This is a genomic window from Kitasatospora sp. NPDC001540 (assembly GCF_042894345.1).
In the GTDB taxonomy this organism is placed as follows: Bacteria; Actinomycetota; Actinomycetes; order Streptomycetales; family Streptomycetaceae; genus Kitasatospora; species Kitasatospora phosalacinea_C.
On the sequence record NZ_JBIAVO010000004.1, the window covers coordinates 273538 to 295730 of the forward strand.

At 75.2% G+C, this 22193-nt stretch carries 14 protein-coding genes; 3 read left to right on the forward strand and 11 right to left on the reverse strand.

Features of this window, described 5'->3' with window-relative positions; translation table 11 throughout:
• Positions 1 to 79: 79 nt before the first annotated feature.
• The 5 genes from nudC to ACFY00_RS08075 all read right to left on the reverse strand — a co-directional run bounded on the left by nudC (position 80) and on the right by ACFY00_RS08075 (position 6849).
• Positions 80 to 1021 carry an NAD(+) diphosphatase gene (gene nudC, locus ACFY00_RS08055; protein WP_388028425.1) on the reverse strand — a complete coding sequence of 314 codons (942 nt, stop codon included), beginning with the start codon at positions 1019 to 1021 and terminating at the stop codon, positions 80 to 82.
• Between the two features lie 43 nt (positions 1022 to 1064).
• Positions 1065 to 2462, reverse strand: coding sequence for a dipeptidase (locus tag ACFY00_RS08060; RefSeq protein ID WP_388028426.1), 1398 nt, complete (start codon positions 2460 to 2462; stop codon positions 1065 to 1067).
• 166 nt (positions 2463 to 2628) lie between these two features.
• Positions 2629 to 5457: an FtsX-like permease family protein gene (locus ACFY00_RS08065; RefSeq protein WP_388028429.1), complete on the reverse strand. Its 2829-nt coding sequence runs from the start codon at positions 5455 to 5457 to the stop codon at positions 2629 to 2631.
• A complete protein-coding gene (locus tag ACFY00_RS08070) occupies positions 5454 to 6218 on the reverse strand; it encodes an ABC transporter ATP-binding protein (RefSeq protein WP_388028431.1) in 765 nt (254 codons plus the stop codon). Before ACFY00_RS08070 ends, ACFY00_RS08065 begins: the two co-directional genes overlap by 4 nt.
• Positions 6219 to 6237: 19 nt before the next feature.
• Positions 6238 to 6849 carry a PadR family transcriptional regulator gene (locus tag ACFY00_RS08075; RefSeq protein WP_388028434.1) on the reverse strand — a complete coding sequence of 204 codons (612 nt, stop codon included), beginning with the start codon at positions 6847 to 6849 and terminating at the stop codon, positions 6238 to 6240.
• Between the two features lie 78 nt (positions 6850 to 6927).
• Between ACFY00_RS08075 and ACFY00_RS08080 the strand changes: the two genes are divergently transcribed.
• Positions 6928 to 7836 (forward strand): endonuclease/exonuclease/phosphatase family protein, encoded by a 909-nt coding sequence (locus ACFY00_RS08080; RefSeq protein ID WP_388028437.1) that lies wholly within the window; start codon positions 6928 to 6930, stop codon positions 7834 to 7836.
• Positions 7837 to 7854: 18 nt separating this feature from the next.
• Here the strand turns inward: ACFY00_RS08080 and ACFY00_RS08085 are convergent, their stop codons facing one another.
• The 4 genes from ACFY00_RS08085 to ACFY00_RS08100 form a co-directional block, all read right to left on the reverse strand.
• On the reverse strand, positions 7855 to 9063 hold the full coding sequence (locus ACFY00_RS08085) for a PP2C family protein-serine/threonine phosphatase (RefSeq protein WP_388028440.1): 1209 nt from the start codon (positions 9061 to 9063) through the stop codon (positions 7855 to 7857).
• A gap of 199 nt (positions 9064 to 9262) precedes the next feature.
• Positions 9263 to 12454, reverse strand: coding sequence for an ATP-dependent DNA helicase (locus ACFY00_RS08090; protein WP_388028442.1), 3192 nt, complete (start codon positions 12452 to 12454; stop codon positions 9263 to 9265).
• Positions 12441 to 15728 (reverse strand): ATP-dependent helicase, encoded by a 3288-nt coding sequence (locus ACFY00_RS08095; protein WP_388028444.1) that lies wholly within the window; start codon positions 15726 to 15728, stop codon positions 12441 to 12443. Before ACFY00_RS08095 ends, ACFY00_RS08090 begins: the two co-directional genes overlap by 14 nt.
• A 105-nt stretch (positions 15729 to 15833) precedes the next feature.
• A complete protein-coding gene (locus ACFY00_RS08100; RefSeq protein ID WP_388028446.1) occupies positions 15834 to 16163 on the reverse strand; it encodes an MGMT family protein in 330 nt (109 codons plus the stop codon).
• A gap of 140 nt (positions 16164 to 16303) precedes the next feature.
• Between ACFY00_RS08100 and ACFY00_RS08105 the strand changes: the two genes are divergently transcribed.
• Positions 16304 to 19036 (forward strand): flippase-like domain-containing protein, encoded by a 2733-nt coding sequence (locus tag ACFY00_RS08105; protein WP_388028447.1) that lies wholly within the window; start codon positions 16304 to 16306, stop codon positions 19034 to 19036.
• 60 nt (positions 19037 to 19096) lie between these two features.
• Here the strand turns inward: ACFY00_RS08105 and ACFY00_RS08110 are convergent, their stop codons facing one another.
• Positions 19097 to 20008: an NAD-dependent epimerase/dehydratase family protein gene (locus ACFY00_RS08110; RefSeq protein ID WP_388028448.1), complete on the reverse strand. Its 912-nt coding sequence runs from the start codon at positions 20006 to 20008 to the stop codon at positions 19097 to 19099.
• A 153-nt stretch (positions 20009 to 20161) separates the two neighbouring features.
• Between ACFY00_RS08110 and ACFY00_RS08115 the strand changes: the two genes are divergently transcribed.
• Positions 20162 to 20866 (forward strand): TetR/AcrR family transcriptional regulator, encoded by a 705-nt coding sequence (locus ACFY00_RS08115; protein ID WP_388028450.1) that lies wholly within the window; start codon positions 20162 to 20164, stop codon positions 20864 to 20866.
• 63 nt (positions 20867 to 20929) lie between these two features.
• On the opposite strand, the gene moeZ is transcribed toward ACFY00_RS08115, so the two are convergent.
• Positions 20930 to 22108 carry an adenylyltransferase/sulfurtransferase MoeZ gene (moeZ, locus tag ACFY00_RS08120; protein ID WP_388028452.1) on the reverse strand — a complete coding sequence of 393 codons (1179 nt, stop codon included), beginning with the start codon at positions 22106 to 22108 and terminating at the stop codon, positions 20930 to 20932.
• Positions 22109 to 22193 lie beyond the last annotated feature (85 nt).

Consider the following 22193-nt stretch of genomic DNA (forward strand, 5'->3'; position numbering starts at 1 on the left):
CGGCCGTCCGCGTCCCGTCGGCGGGTCGACGCACGACGGGGGCGTGCGGAGCGCCTCCGCGCGCCCCCGTCGTCGGCGGTCACCAGCGGGCGGCCGCCGGGAGCGGTTCGCCGTACCAGAGTTCGACCAGGTGCCGGGCGATCGAGATGCCGGACGGGGGCAGGATCTCCCCGGCGGCCATCCCGGCCCGCAGTTCCTCCCGGGTGAACCAGCGGGCCTCGGACAGCTCCTCGCCGTCCACGGTGATCCCAGTGCCGTCGGGCAGCGCCCGGCCGAGGAAGCCGAGCATCAGGCTGGACGGGAACGGCCAGGGCTGGCTGGCCACGTACTCGACCTCGCCGACCCGGACGCCCGCCTCCTCCAGCACCTCGCGGGCCACGGCCTGCTCGATCGACTCGCCGGGCTCGACGAACCCGGCCAGCGTGGACCAGCGGCCCTCCGGCCAGAGCGCCTGGCGGCCCAGCAGGCAGCGGTCCTCGCCGTCGGTGATCAGCATGATCACCGCGGGGTCGGTGCGCGGGTAGTGCTCGGCCGCGCAGGAGGTGCAGCGGCGCAGGTGGCCGGCCCCGGCCTTCTCGGTGGGGTGGCCGCAGCGGGAGCAGAAGGAGTGCAGCCGGTGCCAGTGCTCCAGGGCGACGGCGTGCACCAGCAGCCCGGAGTCGCGGTCGGAGAGCGTGCCGCCGACCTCGCGCAGCCCGGCGGGCCGGGCGTCGCCGTCGAGCCGGCCGGGCAGCGACTCGCAGTCCAGCGCGAAGTAGTGGGTGCCGTCCTCGTCGGTGCCGAGGAAGTAGCGGTCGCCGCTCTGGGGGGCCTCGAAGGAGGGCAGCAGCACCAGTTCGCTGCCGGTGGCGGTGTCCACCACGAAGGCCTCGCCGCCGGCGATCGGCAGCACCCGGGTGGTGGGGTGGCTCCAGGCGGCGGCCAGCCAGGGCTCGTCCAGTCGGCGGTGCGCCGCCCGGTCCACCCCGGCGCGGGCCAGCGCGAGGTGCTTGGTCTCGGGTGCGCTGCTCAACTCGTCCATCCCCGTTCGCGTTCGTTGCGGCTGCGGTGCCAGTGCGGAACGGTCATCGCCGGAAGTTCTCCGCGAGGTCGCCCCACAGGTGGGCGGAGGTCTCGACGCCCTTGCGCAGCAGGTCGAGCTCCACCTTCTCGTTGATCGAGTGCCAGCCGTCCGAGGGCACCGAGATGCCGAGGAACAGCACCGGTGCCCCCAGCACGTCCTGCAGGTCGGCGGCCGGGCCGGAGCCCCCCTCGCGGGTGAACAGGACCTTCTGCTCGAAGGCCCGCTCCATCGCCCGGACGACGGACCGGAGGGCGGGGTGGTCCAGCGGCGTCAGGCAGGGGCGGGTCGCGCCGGGGAAGACGATCTCGTACCGGATGCCCTCCGGGACCTGCGCGGAAACCCAGGCGGCCACCGCCTCCCGGACCCTCTCCACCTCCTGCCCGGCGACCAGCCGGAAGGACAGCTTCAGGTGCGCCTCGGCCGGGACGATGGTCTTGCCGCCCGGGCCGGTGTAGCCGCCCCAGATGCCGTTGACCTCGGCGGTCGGCCGGGCCCAGACCCGCTCCAGGGTGGTGTAGCCGCTCTCGCCCTGGGTGCCGTACGACTTGGCGACCTTCAGCCACTGCGCCTCGTCGAAGGGCAGGGCGGCGAACAGCGCCCGCTCCTCCTCGGTGAGTTCGACCACGCCGTCGTAGAAGCCGGGGACGGTGACCCGGCGGTCGGCGTCGTGCAGGCCCGCGACCAGGGCGGCGGCCACGTCGGCCGGGTTGGGGACGGCGCCGCCGAAGGAGCCGGAGTGGATGTCGTTGTCCGGGCCGTACAGGTCGATCTGGCAGTCGGCCAGGCCGCGCATGCCGGTGCACACGGTCGGGGTGGTCTCGGACCACATGCCGGTGTCGGAGATGACCACCACGTCGGCGGCCAGCCGCTCGGCCTCGCGGCGCACCAGGGCGGCGAAGTTCGGCGAGCCGGACTCCTCCTCGCCCTCGACCAGCAGCTTGAGGTTGACCGCGGGCGCGGTGCGGCCGGTGGCGGCGAGGTGGGCGCGCAGGCCCAGGGTGTGGAAGAAGACCTGGCCCTTGTCGTCGGCGGCGCCGCGCGCGTACAGGCGGCGGCCGACCACGGTGGGCTCGAACGGGTCGGTGTCCCAGCCGTCCTCGCGGGCGGCGGGCTGCACGTCGTGGTGGCCGTAGACCAGCACGGTCGGCGCGCCCGCGTCGCCGGAGGGCCACTCGGCGAAGACCGCGGGCAACCCGTCCGTCTCCCACACCTCGGCGACCGGGAAGCCGGTCGCGCGCAGCTTGTCGGCCAGCCACTCGGCGGAGCGGCGGACCTCGCCCGCCCGGCCCGGGTCGGCGGAGACCGAGGGGATGCGCAGCCAGTCGGCGAGGTCGGCCAGGAAGGCGTCCTCGTGCCGGTCGATGAAGGAGCGGACGGCGCTGTCCGGCGTTTTGGTCATACGGACGACTTTAGTTCGCCCGGGCGGGTGCCTGCCCACGGCCTCCCCCGGCCGTGAGCACGGTCACCCGCCGCGGTCCCCCGCCCCCGCGGCGGGCCCGCTCCCCCGCGGGCCCGCTCCCCCTGCCGTCCCGCCCCCCGCGGTCCCGCCCCGCCGCGGTCGCGACTCAGCCGGCCCGGCGGGTCAGCCCGATCCGGGAGCGGGTGAGCAGCCCGGCCAGCAGGACCGCCACCACCGGCAGGCCGATCAGCAGGGCCGCCAGGTCGGCCCAGGGGACGGCGATGACCGCGTCCTCGTGGCCGCTCGGGACGCCGTTGATCCAGACCAGCGAGTTGCGGGCCTCCAGCAGCCGCAGCGCGACCGCCGGTACGGCGCCGCAGAGCAGGCCGAGCACCGCTCCCATCGCGGCGATCACCCCGCACTGGAAGCCGGACAGCCGTCGCCGGATGCCGCCGGAGGCGCCGACCGCGGCCAGCGTGGCCAGGTCCTGCTGGGAGTCGGCGGCGGCCAGGCCGGTGGCGATGCCGGCCGCGCCGAGGGCGACCAGGGCGGCGAAGACGGTCAGGCCGACCATCCTGATGCTCCGCTCGGCCTTGAAGCCCTGCTCGACGTCCAGGTAGACGCTGTCGTCGAGCTTGCCGAGGTGCGCGCTGGCCTTCTGGACCCGGCTGTCGGAGGGCTGGGCGGTGGACTTCCACAGCGATCCCTCGGAGCGGGTGCCCAGTCCGGCCCGCTGCGCGGCCTCCTCGCTCATCACGACCGTGGCGAACGGGAGCGGCGAGTGCACCTCGACGGCGTCCATTTCGACGTCCCGGGTCTTGCCCCGGTAGACGTCGGCGTCGATCTGGGCCTGGGTGGGCGGTTCCTCGGCCCGCAGGGTGACCTTGCCGCCGCCCACCCGGTCGGGGCGGAACACCAGGGCCTTGCCCGCGGCCAGGGCCTGTTCGGCGGCCGGGTCGTGCACGTCGAGCAGGTTGTGCAGCAGCGCCGGGTCGCCGATCAGGACGTCGCCGAACATGCTGCCCAGCTCGGCGGGCATCGACCGCTCGACGGTGCACCGGGGGTCGCCCGAGAGCCGCTCGCGCTCCTCGTCGGTGGTCGCGTCGACGGCCGGGCAGCGCTTGTCCGGTGTCTTCAGCGCCTGGACGTACCCGCACTTGTAGCTGCTCCCGCAGTCGCGGGGGACGGCGGTGGGGCTCAGCACGTCGGCGCGCTCGCCCAGGGTGCCGAAGTCCTTCTCGACGGCCTCGCGCAGGGTGGCGAACCCGGCCGGGTCGGTGTCCGAGCGGCCGAACTGCAGCAGGGCGACCGCTCCGGCCGGCAGGGTGGGCCGGTAGTCCCGGCGCTGATGCTCGACGTTGCTGGCGTCGTAGATGCCGACCGCGACGGCGCCCGCGACGGCGGCCATCACGGCGGCCACGGCGGGGGCGGTGCGGCCGCGGTTGCGCACCGAGTCGCGCAGCGCCAGCCGCGGGCTGAGCGGCAGGTGGCGGCCGAGCCGGCCGAACAGGCCGATCAGCAGCGGGGTGCACAGCAGCATGCCGAGTTCGGCGATCACCGAGCCGCCGAGCAGGCCGGGCACGGGGGCGGTGTTGGTGACCGCGCAGAGCAGGGCCAGTCCGGTGCCCGCGGCCACCATCACGGCGCCGAGGACGGCGACGATCCGGTTGGCGGGCTTGCTGCCGCCGCGGCCGGTGAGCGCCTCGACGACGTCCTGCCGGGAGGCCTGGACGGCGGGGACGACGGCCGCGAGCAGGCCGGTGACCAGGCCGACCAGGGCGACGGCGAGCAGGTCGAGGGGCTGCACGTCGAAGTGGCCGAAGCGCTGCCCGCCGTACACCTCCAGCCAGTCGCGCAGCAGGGCGACCAGGGCGACGCCGACGAACAGGCCGAGCACGGCGCCGCCGGTGCCGAGCACCGCGCCGCCCGCCAGCACCACGGCCCGGACGTGCGAGCGGTCGCCGCCGCCCGCGGCGAGCAGGCCGAGCTGGCGGCGCGAGCGGCGGGCGCCGACCGCGAAGGCGGGCCCGGCGAGCAGCACGATCTCCAGCAGGGCCATGCCGGGCACCAGGGCGGCGACGGCCAGCAGGCTCTTGTTGACGTAGCCGGAGGAGAGCGTGGCCTCCTCCGCGTAGTAGGGCACCTCGCTGCGGGCGGGCGGGTGCAGCAGGACGTCCCGGGAGGTGACCGCGAAGCCGTACTCGTTGAGCCGCTTCACCCCTGGCCAGTCGATCCGCCCCGCGTCGGGCAGCTTGACCAGCCAGCTCGTCGGGTTCTGCGGCCCGCTGTCGGCGGAGTCCGGGTCGGCCTGGGCCAGCGGGGCGATCACCGCGCCGGGACGGCCGTACAGCGCGTTCTGGTCGAGGTGCCCGGGGTCCTCGACGACGGCGGTGACGGTGTAGGGCCGGGAGGCCAGGCCGTGGAGGGCGGTGCGGTCGCCGATCCGCAGGCCGGAGCGGTCCAGGAACTCGCGGGTGGCGGCGATCTGGTCGGGTCGGGTGGGAGCGGTGCCGTCGACCACCTCGAGCTTGCCGCGCCACACCGGGTCGGTCAGGTCGGCCTCCTGGACGGTGACCGACATCCGGCCCTCCGCGGTGGTGGCCGAGGTGCTCCTGTTCTGCCCGGTCGGGACCAGCACGGCGCCGGGCAGCAGTTCGGTGAGCAGTTGCGCGGGGTCGGCCGAGGAGCTGCGCTGCTGCGCGGGGGTCCTCGGCTGGTCCTTCCCGGGCATCCGGTCGGTGCTGTCCTCGCCGTCGGGGGTCTGCAGGACGGTGCCGCCCGGCGACGACATGGTGACGTGGGCCTGGGCGGTGCCCATCGCCCGGGCGGCCCGCTCGGCGGGCTCCAGCTGGGTGCTGCGGGCGATCACGTCCACCCCGGCCACGCCGAGCACCGGCAGGGCGATCATCGCCAGGACGAGGGCGCTGCGGCCCTTGGCCCGGACGGCGTCGCGGCGGGCGATCCGGAGGGCGGCGCGCCAGGCGCTCGGCTTCACGGCTGCCCGTCCTTCCGGGCATTGGCGGCGGCGGTGACGAGCAGGCTGCCGGCGTCCTGCCGGGCGGTCTCGTCGACCAGCAGGCCGTCGCGCAGGAAGACCACCCGGTCCGCCCAGGCGGCGTGCCGGGCCTCGTGGGTGACCATCATGGCGGCGGCCCCGGCGTCGCAGCGGGCGCGCAGCACGGCGAGGACGGACTCGCCGGTGGTGGAGTCCAGGGCGCCGGTGGGTTCGTCGGCGAGCACCAGGCGGCGGTCGCCGATCAGGGCGCGGGCGATGGCGACGCGCTGCTGCTGGCCGCCGGACATGTCGTCGGGGAAGCGGTCGGCGAGCTCGGCGATGTGGAGCTCCTCCAGCGCGGCCAGCGCCTCGCGGCGGGCGGCGCGGGCGGAGACGCCGTCGAGTTCGCGGGGCAGCGCGATGTTCTCGGCGGCGGTGAGCGCCGGTATCAGGTTGTAGTCCTGGAAGACGTAGCCGACCGAGCGGCGGCGGACGGCGGCCAGCTTCTTGCGGTCCAGTTCGCCGAGGACGGTGCCCTCGACGACCACCCGGCCGCCGGTGGGGCTGTCCAGGCCGCCCGCGAGGGTCAGCAGGGTGGACTTGCCGGAGCCGGAGGGCCCCATCACGGCGACCAGTTCGCCGGGGTACACCCGCAGGTCGACGGCGCGCAGCGCGTGCACCTCGGCCGCGCCGTGGCCGTGCGTGCGGCTGACCCGGTCGAGGTGCAGGACGGGGTCGGCCGGCTTGAGTTGTTCGGTCATCGCTCCCCCAGGAGGTTCTTCAGGTACGGCCGCGGTCGCGGCTCTTGACGGCGCGTCGGGCGGTCGGCGCGGCGGCGGCGGTCGGCGCGGCGGCGGCGCGTTCGGCGTGCTGGGCGAGCCGGGCCTCGCAGTGGTCCAGCCAGCGGATCTCCGCCTCGGTCTGGAAGATCAGCTGTTCCAGCACCAGCAGCCAGGCCAGGTCGCCGCCGGAGCCGGTGTCGGCGGCGAGCGCGCGGCCCTTGAGCCGGGTGTAGTCCTGCAGGGCCTGCATGCTGTGCCGGCGCTGGCCGTGCACCACCGCGGCGACGTCGACGCCCGGAATGGTGACCGCCATCGCGAGCTTGATCGCGAGTTCGTCGCGGGGCGGGTTGGTGCGCGGCACCGGGGTGTCGAACCAGCGGCGCAGTTCGGCGCGTCCCTCGTCGGTGACGGCGTAGAACTGGTGGCCCTCGTCGTCCTCGCCCGCGGCCTCGACCAGGCCGTCGCGTTCCAGGCGGCCCAGCGTGGTGTAGACCTGGCCGACGTTCAGCGGCCAGGTCGCCCCCGTGCGGGCCTCGAACTCGGTTCTCAGCTGGTAGCCGTAGCGCGGGCCCTGGTCGAGCAGGGCCAGCAGGCCGTGACGGATCGACATACCGAGTATGTATACCGGGTATGTGGCCCTCGACTCAAGCCGCCGTCCCGTTCGCACCGGCCCGGTACGGTCGACGGCGTGACCACACTGCGGATCGCCACGTACAACCTGCTGCACGGCCAGCCGCTCGCCCCCGACGGCAGCCCGGCGCCCTACCCGGCCGAGCCGGGCGGGCCGTTGGCCGACGCCGTCGGCTCGCTCGACGCCGACGTGCTCGCCCTCCAGGAGGTCGACCGGTACCAGGACCGCTCCGGCCGCACCGACCAGGCCGCCGTCGCCGCGAAGGCCATGGGCGCCACCGACTGGCGCTTCGCCGCCGCGCTGCACGGCACCCCCGCCCCCGGCGCGGGCTGGCTCCCCGACCCCGAGCGGCCCGGCCTGGCCGTCTACGGGCCGACCGACCTGGACGACGACTCCCGGCCCTCGTACGGCACCGCGCTGCTCACCCGGCTCCCGGTGCTGCACTGGCGGGCCCGCCGGTTCGCCCCCGCGCCCTTCGGCCTGCCGCTGCGGGTGGCCGGGCGGCGCGGGCTGACGCCGGTCCCGGACGAGCCGCGGGCGGCGCTGGCCGCGGTACTGGCCGGTCCGGGCGGGGAGTTCACGGTGGTGGCCGCGCACCTGTCCTTCGTGCCGGGGTGGAACGTCGCCCAGCTCGCCGCGATCCGGCGCTGGATCGCCGACCTGCCGCAGCCCTACCTGGTGCTGGGCGACTTCAACCTGATCGGCGCGGTGCCCCGCACGGTGCTCGGCTCGGCGCACGCGATCCAGCGCACCGCGCGGCGCGAGCGCGTCCGCACCGCCCGGCGCACCCGGCTGCAGGGCTGGTACGACCTGGCCCGCACCCCCACGTACCCCTCGCACCGCCCGGCCGTGCAGTTCGACCACATCCTGGGCATCGGCGTCCCGCGCAGCACCGTCGGCTCGGTCTCGGCGCCCCGCACGGGGGTGTCGGACCACCGGCCGCTGGTCGTCGACATCGAGGTGTAGCGGGCGGGGAGCGCGGCGTCAGGGACGCGGGGCACCTGACGGGGCTCCCGCGTACGCGCCGCCCCAGTACGCGCCCTGCGCGGGCATCGCGACCGGGTCGTACTGGAGCAGCAGCATCGCCGCGTCGTCGCCGAGCCGGTGGCCGACGTGGCGGACCACGTCGTCGTGCAGGCGCTGCAGCACGTCGCCGGGGCCGTCGTCGGCGAGCAGCGGGAGGCGGTCGGTGAGCGGGTAGAAGGCGCCGGAGCGGTCGCGGGCCTCGATGACGCCGTCGGTGTAGAGCAGGATCCGGTCACCGGGCCGCACGTCGAGCAGTCGCAGCGGGGGCCGGACGTCCGCCGGGTCCAGCACGCCCAGCGGGGGGACGCTCTCGTCGGCGGCGAGCAGCCGCGGCGGGGCGTCGCCGCGGAGCAGGACGGGCGCGGGGTGGCCGCAGTTGGCGATCTCCAGGACGCCGTCGGGGCGGACCCCGAGCAGCACCAGGGTGACGAACTCCTCCTCGACGCCGGGGTGCTCGTTCTCGTGCAGGGCGCGGTCCAGGCTGACGGCCAGCCAGCCCGCGACCTTGTCGAGGGCGGCCTCCTGGTGCGCGGCCTCGCGGAACGCGCCGAGCACCGCGGCGGCGGTCTCCACCGCGGCCAGGCCCTTGCCGCGGACGTCGCCCATCACGGCGCGCACGCCGTAGCGGGTGTGGACCACCTCGTACAGGTCGCCGCCGATGGAGGCGTGGGCCGCGGCGGCGGCGTAGCGGACGGCGGCGCGCACCGGCCCGACCCGCTCGGGGACGGGGCGCAGCAGCACCCGGCGGGCGATCTCGGCGACCAACTGGGCCTCGGCGAGCGCAAGTTCCTGGCGCAGCCGCAGGGTGGCGCTGAGGTGGCCGATGCCCGCGATCAGGACGATCGCGGCGACGGTGGCGGTGTGCACGGACTGGCCGAGGACGCCGTGGAACCAGGCCATGCCGAAGGCGCAGACCTCGGCGAGGGCGCCGATCAGCAGCGGGTACCAGGTGCGGCGGGAGACCACGGCGGCGAGGGCGGGGACGGCGGTCAGGGCGGGTTCGACGGTGACCTGGCTGTTGGTCAGCAGGTCCAACGAGAGGATCAGCGCCATGCCGATCAGCGGCAGGGCGTGCGAGGTCTTGGGCCAGGTGCCGGTGACGGTGCCCGGTACCGGTCCTGGGGTGGGGCCGTGGAGGACGTCCCTGATCCATCCGGTCGCGCTCAACGTCGGTCTCTCCAGCGGAAGGTGCGGGTGCTGCTCGGCACCTGCGGGTCTGACGGGAGGTCAGGGGGTCGGGAGGCCCTGACGGCGGCCGGAGTACGAGGGATGACCGGTTACCGACCCCACAATAGGCACGAAACGTGCAGGGCGCACAGGTTTCGCGTGATCTCGTGACGGGTTGAATGCTCTGAGTGACTCTTTTCTACCTATTCCCGATCAGAAGATCGCTCAACTCTTTTCGGCCGGGAAGTCCTGACGGGGTTTCGACCCGACCCGAGCGCACGTAGCAGAACGAGGCGGTGACCTCTTCCGGCGGGACGCCGACCTGCTCGGCCCAGGCCAGCCGGTAGATGGCGAGTTGCAGCGGGTCGCCGCTCTCCTCCCGGCCGGTCTTCCAGTCCACCACCTCGTAGCGCGGTGACCCAGCGCCACGACCGGTGTCCCGGTAGACCGCGTCGATCCGGCCGCGCACCACCCGCCCCGCGAGCACCAGTTGGAAGGGCGCCTCGACCCGGTGCGGGGTGCGGCGGGCGTAGGGGCCGCGCAGGAACGCCTCCTTGAGCCGTTCCAGGTCGCGCTCGTCCTCGATCTCCTCGGCCTCCAGGCCGGGCAGCGCGTCCGGGCCCAGCAGCAGCGGCTGGTCGTAGCGGGACTGCACCCAGGCGTGGAAGCGGGTGCCGCGGCGGGCGGCGGGCGCGGGCGGGCGGGGCATCGGGCGGGCCAGGTCGCGGGCGAAGCCGTCCGGGTCGGCGGCCAGCCGCATCAGCTGGGAGGCGGACAGCGAGGCGGGCAGCTCGACGTCCCGGACGGCCCGCCGGGAGCGCTCCAGCTCGCCCAGCAGGGCGGTCAGGTCGCGGTCCCAGGAGGCCAGCAGCCGCTGGTCCTCGACGCCCATCGGCTCGGCCGCGGGCGCGGAGGCCCCGGCGATCCGCTGCCGCACCACCCGGGCGACCCGGCGGCGGGCCTGCTGCGCGGCCGGGTCCAGCGGCAGCGGCCAGGGGGTCTCCACCGAGACGTCGAACGCCGGGTTCCGCGCGTCCGGCGCGGGCTCCTCGGCCCAGTGCTCGACCTCGCCACCGCCGCCGGGCCGCTCGCAGTGCTCGCGCAGCGCGGTCAGGAACTCCGACGGCCCGCGGCGGCGCTTCTGGGACGGTCCCCACCAGTGCCCGGAGGCCAGCAGCAGCGAGCGCGGCCGGGTGAAGGCGACGTAGCCGAGCCGCAGTTCCTCGACCGCGGCGTGCTCGGTCATCTCCTTCTTGAACAGGCCCATCCCCTTCGAGGTCCAGGCCGGGTCGGCGGGCAGCGTGGCGGCGTCGCCGCGCAGGGCGTGCGGCAGCACCTTGCGGCTGGCGGTCCAGCTGTCGCGCCCCTTCCGGGACGGGAAGGCGCCCTTGACCAGGCCGGGGACGGCGACCACGTCCCACTCCAGGCCCTTGGACTTGTGCGCGGTGAGCACCTTGACGGTGTCCTCGCCGCCGGGCAGCCCGGCGTCCAGGCCGCGCTCGTACTCCTGGGCGGCGCGCAGGAAGGCCAGGAACGCGGCCAGGCCGGGGTCGCCGTCCAGGTCGGCGAAGGAGGCGGCGATGTCCAGGAAGGAGTGCAGCGTCTCGCGGCGGCGGGCGGCCAGCGCCAGCGGGGAGGCGGAGAGCTCGACCTCCAGGCCGGTGACGGTCAGCACCCGGTGCAGGACGTCCATCAGCGGCTCGGCCAGCGCCCGGCGCAGCTCGCGGATCTCCCGGGCGAAGCGGGCGAAGCGGACCCGGGCCTCGGGCGAGAACGGCAGGTCGTCGGGCTGTTCGGCGTCGACGAAGGTCTCCAGCGCGTCGGCGAGCGAGACCACCTCGGTCGGGTCGGTCTCGGCGACGGCGGCGGCCAGCGCGTCCTGCTCGCCGGGGCGGGCGGTGCGGACGAGTTCGGCGGCCCGGCGGCCGAGCAGCGCCAGGTCGCGCGGGCCGGTGCGCCAGCGCGGGCCGATCAGCAGCCGGACCAGGGCGGCGTTCGCGGTCGGGTCCTGCAGCACCTCGCAGACCGCCACCAGGTCGGCCACCTCGGGCAGTTGCAGCAGCCCGCCGAGGCCGACCACCTCGACCGGGACCTGCCGGGCGACCAGCGCGGCGTGCAGGTCGGCGAAGGAGCTGCCCGCCCGGCAGAGCACGGCGATCCGGCCGGGCGCGGTGCCGGTGCGCACCAGGTGGGCGACCGAGTCGGCCAGCCAGTCGACCTCCTCGGCGTGGGTGGGCAGCAGCGCGACGCGGGCGTGGCCGTCGTGCTCGGCGCCGGGGGCGGGCCGCAGCGCCTCCACGCCCTCGTGCATGGCGCGCAGCGGCTCGGCCAGCCGGTTGGCGAGGTCGAGCAGGCGGCCGCCGCTGCGGCGGTTCTCGCTGAGCGCGAAGCGGTGCGCCCCGCTGCCGTCGGCGCGCGGGAAGTGCCGGGGGAAGTCGTCCAGGTTGGCGACCGAGGCACCGCGCCAGCCGTAGATCGCCTGGCAGGGGTCGCCGACCGCGGTGACCGGGTGCCCGGCGCCCTGCTCGCCGCCGAACAGGCCCGCCAGCATCAGGCGTTGGGCGACGGAGGTGTCCTGGTACTCGTCCAGCAGCACCACCCGGTACTGCTCGCGCAGCAGGCGGCCGACCTCGGGGCGCCGGGTGGCGAGCCGGGCGGAGGCGGCGATCTGGTCGCCGAAGTCGAGCAGGCCGAGCTGCTGCTTGCGGGCCCGGTAGTCCTCCACCAGGCGCAGCAGTTCCTGTCGGCCGCGGGCGGCCTTCGGGACGGCCCGCAGGTCCTCGTTGGTGAGCTTGACGGTGGCCAGCTCGTCGAGCAGCTCCTCGTCGTACGCCCGCAGTCGCGCGGGCTCGACCAGGTGCTCGGCGAGTTCGGAGTCCAGGGCGACGATCTCGGCGACCAGCGCGGAGAAGGTGCCGGTGAGCGCCGGGAAGGGGCCGCGGGCCTGGCGCAGGACGCGGGCGGCGAGCTGGAAGCGGGTGGCGTCGGCGAGCAGCCGGACGTCGGGCTCGATGCCCAGGCGCAGGCCGTGCTCCTTGAGCAGCGTCCCGGCGAAGGCGTGGTAGGTGGAGATCTGCGGTTCGCCGAGGGGGTCCTCGTCCGCCTCGCGGGCCCCGGCGCGCAGCAGGGCGGCGCGGACGCGTTCGGCGAGTTCCCCGGCCGCCTTGTTGGTGAAGGTCAGGCCGAGCACCTGCTCGGGGCGCACCGCGCCGGAGCCGACCAGCCAGACCACCCGGGCGGCCATCACGGTGGTCTTGCCGGAGCCCGCGCCGGCCACGATCACGCCGGGCTCCATGGGGGCGCCGATGGCCGCCAACTGCTCGTCGTTGAACGGGATCCCGAGCAGTTCGCGGAGCTGGGCCGGGTGCTGCAGCGGCTCAGTCGACGACATGCCGGCCGTCCCGCTGCGCGGAGCAGCTGCCGCGGAAGGCGCAGCGGCCGCAGCGCTCGCCCGCGGTGGGGGTGAACTTCTCGGCGAGCACCTTCCCGGCGGTCTCCACCAGCAGGTCCTCGATCCAGGGGGTGCTCTCCTCGGGCAGCTGCCGCTGCACCTTGGGCGCCTCGGGGTCCTTCCGGTCCGGCTCGCGCAGGTGCACCAGTTCGGCCCCGCCGGGGGTGGCGCCGTGCTCGAAGCCGGGCAGTCCGTCGAGCGCGCCGCGGCCCACCGCCAGCTGGTAGACCGCGAGTTGGCGGTTCTCCGGCAGCGAGCTGTTGGCGGGCGGGGTCTTGCCGGTCTTGAAGTCGACGACGTACGCCCGGCCCGCGGCGTCGGCCTCGACCCGGTCCATCGAACCGCGCAGGCGCACCGCGACGCCGCCGACCTCCAGCGTCAGGTCGAAGCCGTGCTCGGTGGCGACGGTGGTGCGCTCGCGCTCCAGCACGTGCCAGCGCAGGAAGCGCTCCAGGGCGGCGCGGGCCTCGCCCTTCTCCTGGGTGGACTTCCAGGGCGCGTCGAAGGCGAGGGCGTCCCAGACGGTGTCCAGGCGCTCCATCAGGACGGCCAGGTCGGCGGGGGTGCGGCCGGAGCCGACCTCGTCGGCGAGGGCGTGCACCACGTTGCCGAAGCCCTGGGCGGCGGAGGCGGTGCTGCCCGCCTTGACGTCCTTCTCCAGGAACCACTGCAGCGCGCAGGACTCCAGCTGCTCCAGGCCGCTGCCGGAGAGCCGGACGGGCTGCTCGGCCCCGCGCAGCGGCTGCGGGGCGGCGGTGAGGTCGTCCAGGCCCCACCACTGGTCGGGGTGGGCGGCGGGGACGAGCGGGCGGCCGTCCTCGTCGAGGGCGGCGGCGAGGGTGGCGAGGCGTTCGGCGGCGGCCCGGCGCAGCTGCGGGGAGCGGGCCGGGTCGACGGTGACGGCGCGCAGCTCGGCGACCAGCGCGGGCACCGACAGCGGGCGGCGCGGCCGGGAGGTGACGTCGGCGACCTTGACCCGGGGGGTGCGCTCCAGCACCTTGCCGGTGCGCGGGTCGAGGGTCTCGCGGTAGAGCTCGCGCAGGAACCGGGAGGGCTCGTCGCCGTCCTCGGCGGGCGCCTTGACGGCGGTGACCACCAACCGGTCCTTGGCCCGGGTCGCGGCGACGTAGAACAGCCGCCGCTCCTCGGCGAGCAGCGCGCCCGCCGACAGCGGTTCGGCGAGGCCGTCGCGGCCGATCCGGTCGGCCTCCAGCAGCGAGCCGCGGCGGCGCAGGTCGGGCCAGAGTCCCTCCTGGACGCCGGTGACGACGACCAGGCGCCACTCCAGGCCCTTGGAGCGGTGCGCGGTCATCAGCCGGACGGCGTCGGGGCGCACCGCGCGCACGTGCAGGGTGTCGGCGGCGATGTCCTGGGCCTCTATCTCGGCGAGCAGGTCGAGGGCGCCGCGGTGGCCGGTGACCCGCTCCTCGGCGCGGGCCGCGGTCTCGAACAGGGCGCACAGCGCGTCGAGGTCGCGGTCGGCGTTGCGCCCGGCGGGGCCGCCGCGCAGGGCGGCCCGCTCCAGCCGCTCGCGCCAGCGCCGGGAGCCGTCCCACAGCTCCCACAGCGCGTCCTCGGCGCTGGCGCCGCCCGCCAGCAGCTCGTGGACCTTGCGCAGCAGCACGCCGAGTTCGTACGCGCGACGGGCGTAGGGGGCGTCCAGCAGGGCGAGCAGTTCGGGGTGGGCCAGGGCCTCGCGGACCAGCTCCTCGGCGGGGCGGACCACGCCCGGGGCGCCGTCGGCGGCCAGCGCCCGGCGCTCCTCCTCGCGCAGGGTGCGGCCCAGGCGGCGCAGGTCGGAGCCGTCGAGGGCGGCGAGCGGGCCGGTGAGCAGGGTGTGCGCGAGGTCGGCGGTGAGCGCGCCGGGGCCCTCGGCGCACACCCGCAGGGCGAGCAGCAGCGGGACGACGGCGCCCTCCTCGCGCAGCGGCAGGTCGTCGCCGTCGATCTCCAGCGGGACGCCCGCGGCGGCCAGCGCCCGGCGCACCGCCGGTATGGTCCGGGACCCGGCCCGGACCAGGACCGCCATCTCGCCCCAGGGGACGCCGTCCTCCAGGTGGGCGCGGCGCAGCAGGTCGGCGACCGAGTCGAGCTCGGCGCCGGGCGTCGGGTAGGTGTACACCTCGACGGAGCCGCCCTCGCGCCCGTGGCCGTCGGCGCAGGGCAGCAGGGCGCGGTGCGCGGCGAGCTTGTCGGCGGGCAGCCGGCCCATCGGCATCCGGCGGGCCAGCTCGCGGGAGGCGGCCAGCAGCACCGGCCGGGAGCGCCGGGAGACCCGCAGCACCTTGACCTCGGCGGGGCTGCCGTCGGCCCGCCGGAAGGCGTCGGGGAACTCCAGGATGCCGTTCACGTCGGCGCCGCGGAAGGCGTAGATCGACTGGTCGGGGTCGCCGACGGCGACCAGGTCGCGCCCGTCCCCGGCCAGGTGGTGCAGCAGCCGGACCTGCGCGGGGTCGGTGTCCTGGTACTCGTCGACGAACACCACGTCGTAGCGGGCCCGCAGTTCGGCGGAGACCTCGGGGCGCCCGGCGAGCAGCACGGCGCGGTGGACGAGTTCGGCGTAGTCGAGGACGCCGCGCAGGTCCAGCACGTCCAGGTACTCGGCGAGGAAGTGCGCGGCGGCGGCCCAGTCGGGGCGCTGCACGCCCGCCGCGAAGCGCTCCAGCTCCCGCTCGCCGAGGCCGAGCTCGCGGCTGCGGGCGAGCACGGCGCGGACCTCGTCGGCGAAGCCGCGGGTGGTCAGGCAGGCCCGCAGGTCCAGCGGCCAGGCGATGGTGCCGACGCCCGCCTTCGCGTCCTCGGCGCCGCCCGCGAGCAGTTCGCGGACCATCACGTCCTGCTCGGGGCCGGAGAGCAGGCGCAGCGGCTCGGCGTACTCCTCGGGCGGCTGGTGGGCGCGCAGCAGGGCGTAGCAGAACGAGTGGAAGGTGGTGGCCTGCGGGGCGGTGGCGCCGATCCGGGCGGTCATCCGGTCGCGCAGCTCCATCGCGGCCTTGCGGCTGAAGGTCAGCACCAGGACGCGCTCGGGCGCGGTGCCGTCGGCGACCCGCCGGGCGACCGCCTCGACCAGGGTGGTGGTCTTGCCCGTCCCGGGGCCCGCGAGCACCAGCAGCGGCCCCGAGGCGTGCTCGACGACCGCCTGCTGGAAGGCGTCCAGCTGCGGCGGTTCGGGCTGCGCGAGGGGGCTGCGCACCAGGCGGAACGGTGAGGTCACTGCGGTCCAGGGTCGTACGGCGGTTCAGCGGCGGGCCGTGGGGTGGTCCGCCGCGACGAGCCTACGATGGTGCACCCACAGACCCCTCCGGCGCACATCCCCCGCTCAGGGCGTCCCGTCCCAGCGGGCGGCCCGCAGGTCGACCCGCGGCTCGCCGCCGACGGTGCGCAGCGGGGTGCCCTCGGCCCGGTACTCGGGCAGCGCGCGGTGCTCGTGGCCGGGCAGCGGCCGCCCGTCCGCCCGGATCACCCGCCACCAGGGCACCGGCGCCCCGTACAGCGCCATCACCCGGCCGACCTGCCGGGGTCCGCCGCGGCCCAGGTACTCGGCGACGTCCCCGTACGTCATGACCCTCCCGGGCGGGATGCGCTCGGCGAGCTCCAGCACCGCCTCGGCGTACGGCGGGATCGCGGGGAGGTCCTCGGGCTCGGTCATCCGCCGCATTCTTCCCCATCCGGTCGATTTCCCGCACCCCGTGCGGGCGACCCGGCGCGCGGGATGCCGCCCCTGGACCGCACCCGGGTGGCGGGCATGGCAGCATCTTCGGGGCAGTGCGACGCACGAGGACGAAGACCATGACGACCGGGACGGCCGAATTGAACGTGGACGAGGGCTCCGACCAGCCCGCCACCGACGGTTCCGCCGGGCGGCCGGTCGACCTGCGCCACCGGGGACGGGACGCGCACCACACGGGGGAGGCAACGGTGGCCGCACAGCTGCCGTCGGAGGACGGTCCGGACCGTCCGGACGCACCGGACCGGCCACCGGAGCCGACTCCGGCACCAGAGCCGGAGCCGGAGGAAGGGCCGCCCGCCGAGGAGCCGGCCGGCGAGTACCTGGCCGTCGACGAACCGCTGCTGGCCCCGCGCGCGCACCGCCCGTCGGACCTGCTGAAGTTCCTGGGCGGGCTGTTCCTGATCATCCTGGTGTTCGTGCTGGCGCAGGTGGCGGTCTCCACCACCACCGGCATCGAGAAGGACATCACGGTCAACGCCGACCGGATCCCCGGCGTGCTGTCGAAGATCTCCGCGCTGATCTCCTCGATCGCGGTGCTCACCGTGCCGCTGGCCTTCGCGGTCGAGCGGCTGATCAAGCGCGACGGCCTGCGGGTCGCCGACGGCGTGCTCGCCTCGGTGCTGGCGTACGGCGTCTCGTTGGGCGTCGACTGGTGGGTCGCGGCCAGCGCCCCCGAGGAGATCCGCAACGCGCTGACCCAGTTCCCGCCGGGCGGCGGCGAGACGCTCACCGACCCGGTGCACGGCTACCTGGCGCCGGTGATCGCCTACATGACGGCGGTCGGCATGTCGAGCCGGCCGCGCTGGCGGGTCGCCCTGTGGGTGGTGGTGGTCCTCTCCGGCGCGGCCGAGCTGATCAACGGCAACACCACCCCGCTGTCCCTGGTGCTGACCGTCCTGATCGGCTGGTCGGTGGCCTACGGCACGCTGTACGCGATCGGCTCGCCGAACATCCGCCCCACCGGGCAGCACCTGATGATCGGCCTGCGCAAGGTCGGCTTCGTCCCGTCCGCCGCCCACCTGGCCCCCGCCGCGCCCGGCGGCACCCGCCGCTACCTGGTCACCCAGCAGACCGGCCCGCTGCTCGACGTCCACATCATCGACCGCGAGCAGCAGGCCTCCGGCTTCTTCTACCGCGCCTGGCGCCGCCTGCGGCTGCGCTCCGTCGCGGTCCGCCGCAGCCCGCAGTCGCTGCGCCAGGCCCTGGAGCAGGAGGCCCTGATCGCCTACGCGGCCGCCGCCTCCGGGGCCCGCGCGCCGCAGTTGGTCGCCACCTCCGAGCTCGGCCCGGACGCCGCGATCCTGGTCTACGAGAACGTGGCCGGACGGCCCCTGGACGAGCTCGCCGACGAGGAGGTCTCCGACGCGGTGATGGCCTCGTTCTGGGGCTCGGTCGCCACCCTGCACGAGCGCCGGATCGCCCACCGCCGCCTCACCGGCGAGTCCCTGCTGGTCGTCGACGAGCACACCGGCTGCCTGGTCAACCTCTCCGGCGGCGACATCGCCGCGGGCGACCTGACCCTGCGGATCGACGTCGCCCAGCTGCTCACCACCTTCGCCCTGCGGATCGGCCCGGAGCGCGCGGTGGCCGTCGCCACCGACGTCCTCGGCCCCACCCGGATCGCCGAGGCGCTGCCGCTGCTGCAGCCGGTCGGCCTGAGCCGGCAGACCCGCGGCGACCTCCAGCGGATGACCAAGGAGCGCAAGGCCGCCGCCCAGGCCCTCGCCCTCAAGCAGGTCGCCGCGGGCGAGCGCACCCAGCAGCAGGCCGAGGAGGACATCGCCCAGGCCGGCGAGGACCTGCTCGCGAGGATCCGGGCCCAGATCCTGCAGATCGCCCCCGAGGCGCCGCTGGCCCCCGCCAAGCTGGAACGCCTCAAGCCCAAGACCCTGATCATGGTGGTGGCGCTCACCTTCGCCGCCTACCTGGCGCTGACCACCATCCGGCCCGACCAGTTCAAGGTCTCCCAGATGAACTGGGCGTGGGCCTCGGTCGCGCTCTCCGCCTCCGCGTTCTCGTACGTGGCCGCCGCGATGAGCCTGACCGGCTTCGTCCCGGAGAAGCTCCCGTTCTGGCGCACGGTGGCCGCCCAGCTGGCCGGCTCCTTCGTCAAGCTGGTCGCCCCGGCCGCGGTCGGCGGCATCGCCCTGAACACCCGCTACCTGCAGAAGGCCGGCATCCGCCCGGTCCAGGCCGTCGCCTCGGTCGGCGCCTCCCAGCTCGCCGGGCTCGGCGGCCACCTGCTGCTGCTGTTCGCCTTCGGCCTGATCACCGGCTCCCAGACCAACGGCGACCTCGGCGCCTCCCGGGCCGTCATCATCGGCGTCCTCACCGCCGCCGTCCTCGCCCTGGTCGTCGCCGCGGTCGGCCCGCTGCGCCGCTTCGTGGTGACCCGGGTCCGCTCCCTGCTGTTCGGCGTCATCCCGCGGATGCTCGACCTGATGCAGACCCCCCGCAAGCTGGTCACCGGCTTCGGCGGCATCGTCCTGCTGACGCTCTCCTTCACCGCCTGCCTGGACGCCTCCGTGCACGCCTTCGGCGGCGGCGCCAACGTCACCTACGCGGCCGTCGCCGTGGTCTTCCTCACCGCCAACGCGGCCGGCTCCGCCGTCCCCACCCCCGGCGGCATCGGCCCCGTCGAGATCGCCCTGATCACCGCCCTCACCGTCGCGGGCGTCCCCGCCACGGCCGCCACCCCCGCGGTCTTCCTCTACCGGCTGCTCACCTTCTGGCTCCCGGTCCTCCCGGGCTGGATCGCCTACAACCTCCTCCAGCGCAAGAACGCCCTCTAGCTTTCGGGGAGAACGGCGGGAAACGACATCAGGGGCCCGGGGAACGGCTCCCGCGACCCCCTACGGGACCAGCTCCGCGAGGATCCGCTCCCACGCCAGCGGCGCCAGCCCGAAGACCTCCCGGGTCGCGGTGTCGTCGATCACGAAGGGCCGCTCGAACTGGTACGCCGTCTCCCGGACGGCGCGGACCGTCGGGCTGGCCAGGCCGAGCAGGGCCAGCACCGGGCGCGGGATCGCGGTGACCTTCGGGGCGGGGCGTCCCGCGGCCGCGCAGAGGTCGGTGACCACCTGGCGCTGGCTGCGCGGCGGGTTGCTGGGGACGTGCCAGGCGCGGCCCCAGGCGCGTTCGTCGGCGGCGGCGGTGACCAGCAGCCGGGCGGTGTCCTCGGGGGCGGTCCAGCTGTGCGGGGCGTCGGGGTCGCCGAGCACCTGGACGGTGCGGCCGGCCAGCGCGCGGCCGAAGGCCCGGCCGTCGAGGAGGCCGGTGACGCCCGGGCCGAGGTAGTCGGAGCCGCGGACCTCGGTGGCCCGGACGCGTCCGGCCTCGTGCGCGGCCAGCGCCTCGCGCCACATCGCGGCGCGGACCTCGCCCTTGGCGGAGTTGGGCCGCAGCGGGGTGTCCGGGCCCATCGGGCCGTCCACCGCGCCGTAGCCGTACAGGTTGGAGACGGTGGCGAGCACGGCTCCGGTGCGCTCGGCGGCGGTCAGCAGGGACGCGGCGAGCGGCGGCCAGACCTCGGCCCAGCGGTGGTAGGGCGGGTTGGCGCAGTTGTAGACCGCCGCCGCCCCCTGCGCGGCGGCGGTGAGCGCGTCGGTGTCGGCGGCGTCCAGGTGCAGGCGGCGGACGCCGTCGAGCGGGTGGGTGGCGGCGGCGGTGCGGGTGACGACCACGACCTCCTCGCCTCGCTCGGCCAGCAGCCGGGCGGTGGTGGAGCCGACCGGTCCGGCGCCGACGACCAGGTGCTTGCTCATGGGAACGCTCCGTTCGGAGTCCGGGAGAACGGTGTTCTCGCTCGCTCCCCAGCCTGGCGCAGCCCCGGAGCCCCTGTCAAGAACACTGTTCTCGCTCGAGAACGACGTACTCGAATGTTGCGCCCGTTCTCGCCCGCTGGGAGGATGACCGGCATGCCCGAGGCCCCCACCCCCCGCGAGCGGATCCGCGCCGAGTTCACCCGCGAGATCAAGGCCGCCGCCCGCCGCCAGCTCGCCGAGCACGGGCCCGCCGGGCTCTCCATGCGCACGCTGGCCAAGGAGGTGGGCCTGGTCTCCGCCTCCGCGCTGTACCGCTACTACCCGGGCCGGGACGCCCTGCTGACCGCCCTGATCGCGGACGCCTACGACGCGCTGGGCGACGCCGCGGACGCCGCCGCGGACCCCTTCGACGGCACCGACCACGCGGCCCGCTGGCTGGCCGTCTGCCGGGCCGTCCGCGGCTGGGCGGTGGCCCATCCGCACGAGTTCGCGCTGGTCCACGGCTCCCCCGTGCCCGGCTACACCGCCCCCGAGGACACCACCGGGCCGGGCAGGCGGCTGCCGCTGCTGATCGGCCGGCTCTTCCAGGAGGCCGCCGCCGCGGGCGCCTACCGTCCGCTCGGCGACCCGGCCGTCCCGGCCGCGGCCCGGGCCGCGCTCGCCCCGCTGCTGGACCGGATGCCCCCCGGCACCCCCGACCACCTGGTGGTCTCCGCGCTGGCCGGCTGGAGCGACCTGCTGGGCGCGCTCGCCCTGGAGGTGTTCGGGCCCCTCACCCGGTTCGTCACCGACCCGGGGGCGTACTTCGACCACCTGATGCACCGCACCGGCGCCCTGCTCGGCCTCGCCTCCCCCTGAGAGCACGGAACCGCCCGCCGGGGAGTTCCCCGGCGGGCGGTTCGGCACGCACGCGTTCGTCCGTCAGTAGACGGGCTTCTCCGGCTCGATCTGGTTGACCCAGCCGATCACGCCGCCGCCCAGGTGCACCGCGTCCGCGAAGCCCGCGGACTTGAGCACCGCGAGGACCTCGGCGGAGCGCACGCCGGTCTTGCAGTGCAGCACGATGCGCTTGTCCTGCGGCAGGTCCTGCAGGGCGTTGCCCATCAGGAACTCGTTCTTCGGGATCAGGCGGGCGCCCGGGATCGAGACGATCTCGTACTCGTTGACCTCGCGGACGTCGATGATGTCGATCGCCTCGCCGTTGTCGATCCACTCCTTGAGCTGCTTGGAGGTGATCGTCGAACCGACCGCGGCCGCGGAGGCCTCCTCCGAGACGACGCCGCAGAAGGACTCGTAGTCGATCAGCTCGGTGACCGTCGGGTTCTCGCCGCAGAGGGCGCAGTTCGGGTCCTTGCGGACCTTCACCGAGCGGTACTGCATCTCCAGGGCGTCGTAGATCATCAGTCGGCCGACCAGCGGCTCGCCGATGCCGGCCAGCAGCTTGATGGCCTCGGTGACCTGGATCGAGCCGATCGAGGCGCACAGCACGCCCAGCACGCCGCCCTCGGCGCAGGACGGGACCATGCCCGGCGGCGGGGCCTCCGGGTACAGGCAGCGGTAGCAGGGGCCGTGCTCGGCCCAGAACACGCTGGCCTGGCCGTCGAAGCGGTAGATCGAACCCCAGACGTACGGCTTGCCGAGCAGCACCGCGGCGTCGTTGACCAGGTACCGGGTGGCGAAGTTGTCGGTGCCGTCGACGATCAGGTCGTAGCCGGAGAAGATCTCCATCACGTTGTCGTTGTCCAGGCGCTCCTCGTGCAGGACCACCTCGACCAGCGGGTTGATCTCCTTGACCGAGTCGCGCGCGGACTCCGCCTTGGACCGGCCGATGTCGGACTGGCCGTGGATGATCTGACGCTGCAGGTTCGACTCGTCGACGGTGTCGAACTCGACGATGCCGAGCGTGCCCACCCCGGCGGCGGCCATGTACATCAGGGCCGGGGACCCGAGGCCACCGGCGCCGACGCACAGCACCTTGGCGTTCTTCAGCCGCTTCTGCCCGTCCATTCCCACGTCGGGGATGATCAGGTGGCGGGAGTACCGGCGGACCTCTTCGACGGTGAGCTCGGCGGCGGGCTCGACCAGGGGTGGCAGCGACACGGGGACTCCGATGGTCGTCAGGTTCTGTTCGACTACGCCAACAGTGTCACGTGCCCGGGGTATTCCAAGACAGTGGGTCCAGTGG

Bases quoted from the DNA above. Each gene is read 5' to 3' on its own strand.
- ACFY00_RS08100 (WP_388028446.1), bottom strand. From the start codon at position 16,163: ATGACCGAGCCCGAGGACCTCCCCGCGATCCCGCCGTACGCCGAGGCG.
- ACFY00_RS08110 (WP_388028448.1), bottom strand. From the start codon at position 20,008: ATGAGCAAGCACCTGGTCGTCGGCGCCGGACCGGTCGGCTCCACCACC.
- ACFY00_RS08090 (WP_388028442.1), bottom strand. From the start codon at position 12,454: ATGTCGTCGACTGAGCCGCTGCAGCACCCGGCCCAGCTCCGCGAACTG.
- nudC (WP_388028425.1), bottom strand. From the start codon at position 1,021: ATGGACGAGTTGAGCAGCGCACCCGAGACCAAGCACCTCGCGCTGGCC.
- ACFY00_RS08060 (WP_388028426.1), bottom strand. From the start codon at position 2,462: ATGACCAAAACGCCGGACAGCGCCGTCCGCTCCTTCATCGACCGGCAC.
- ACFY00_RS08105 (WP_388028447.1), top strand. From the start codon at position 16,304: ATGACGACCGGGACGGCCGAATTGAACGTGGACGAGGGCTCCGACCAG.
- ACFY00_RS08070 (WP_388028431.1), bottom strand. From the start codon at position 6,218: ATGACCGAACAACTCAAGCCGGCCGACCCCGTCCTGCACCTCGACCGG.
- ACFY00_RS08115 (WP_388028450.1), top strand. From the start codon at position 20,162: ATGCCCGAGGCCCCCACCCCCCGCGAGCGGATCCGCGCCGAGTTCACC.
- ACFY00_RS08075 (WP_388028434.1), bottom strand. From the start codon at position 6,849: ATGTCGATCCGTCACGGCCTGCTGGCCCTGCTCGACCAGGGCCCGCGC.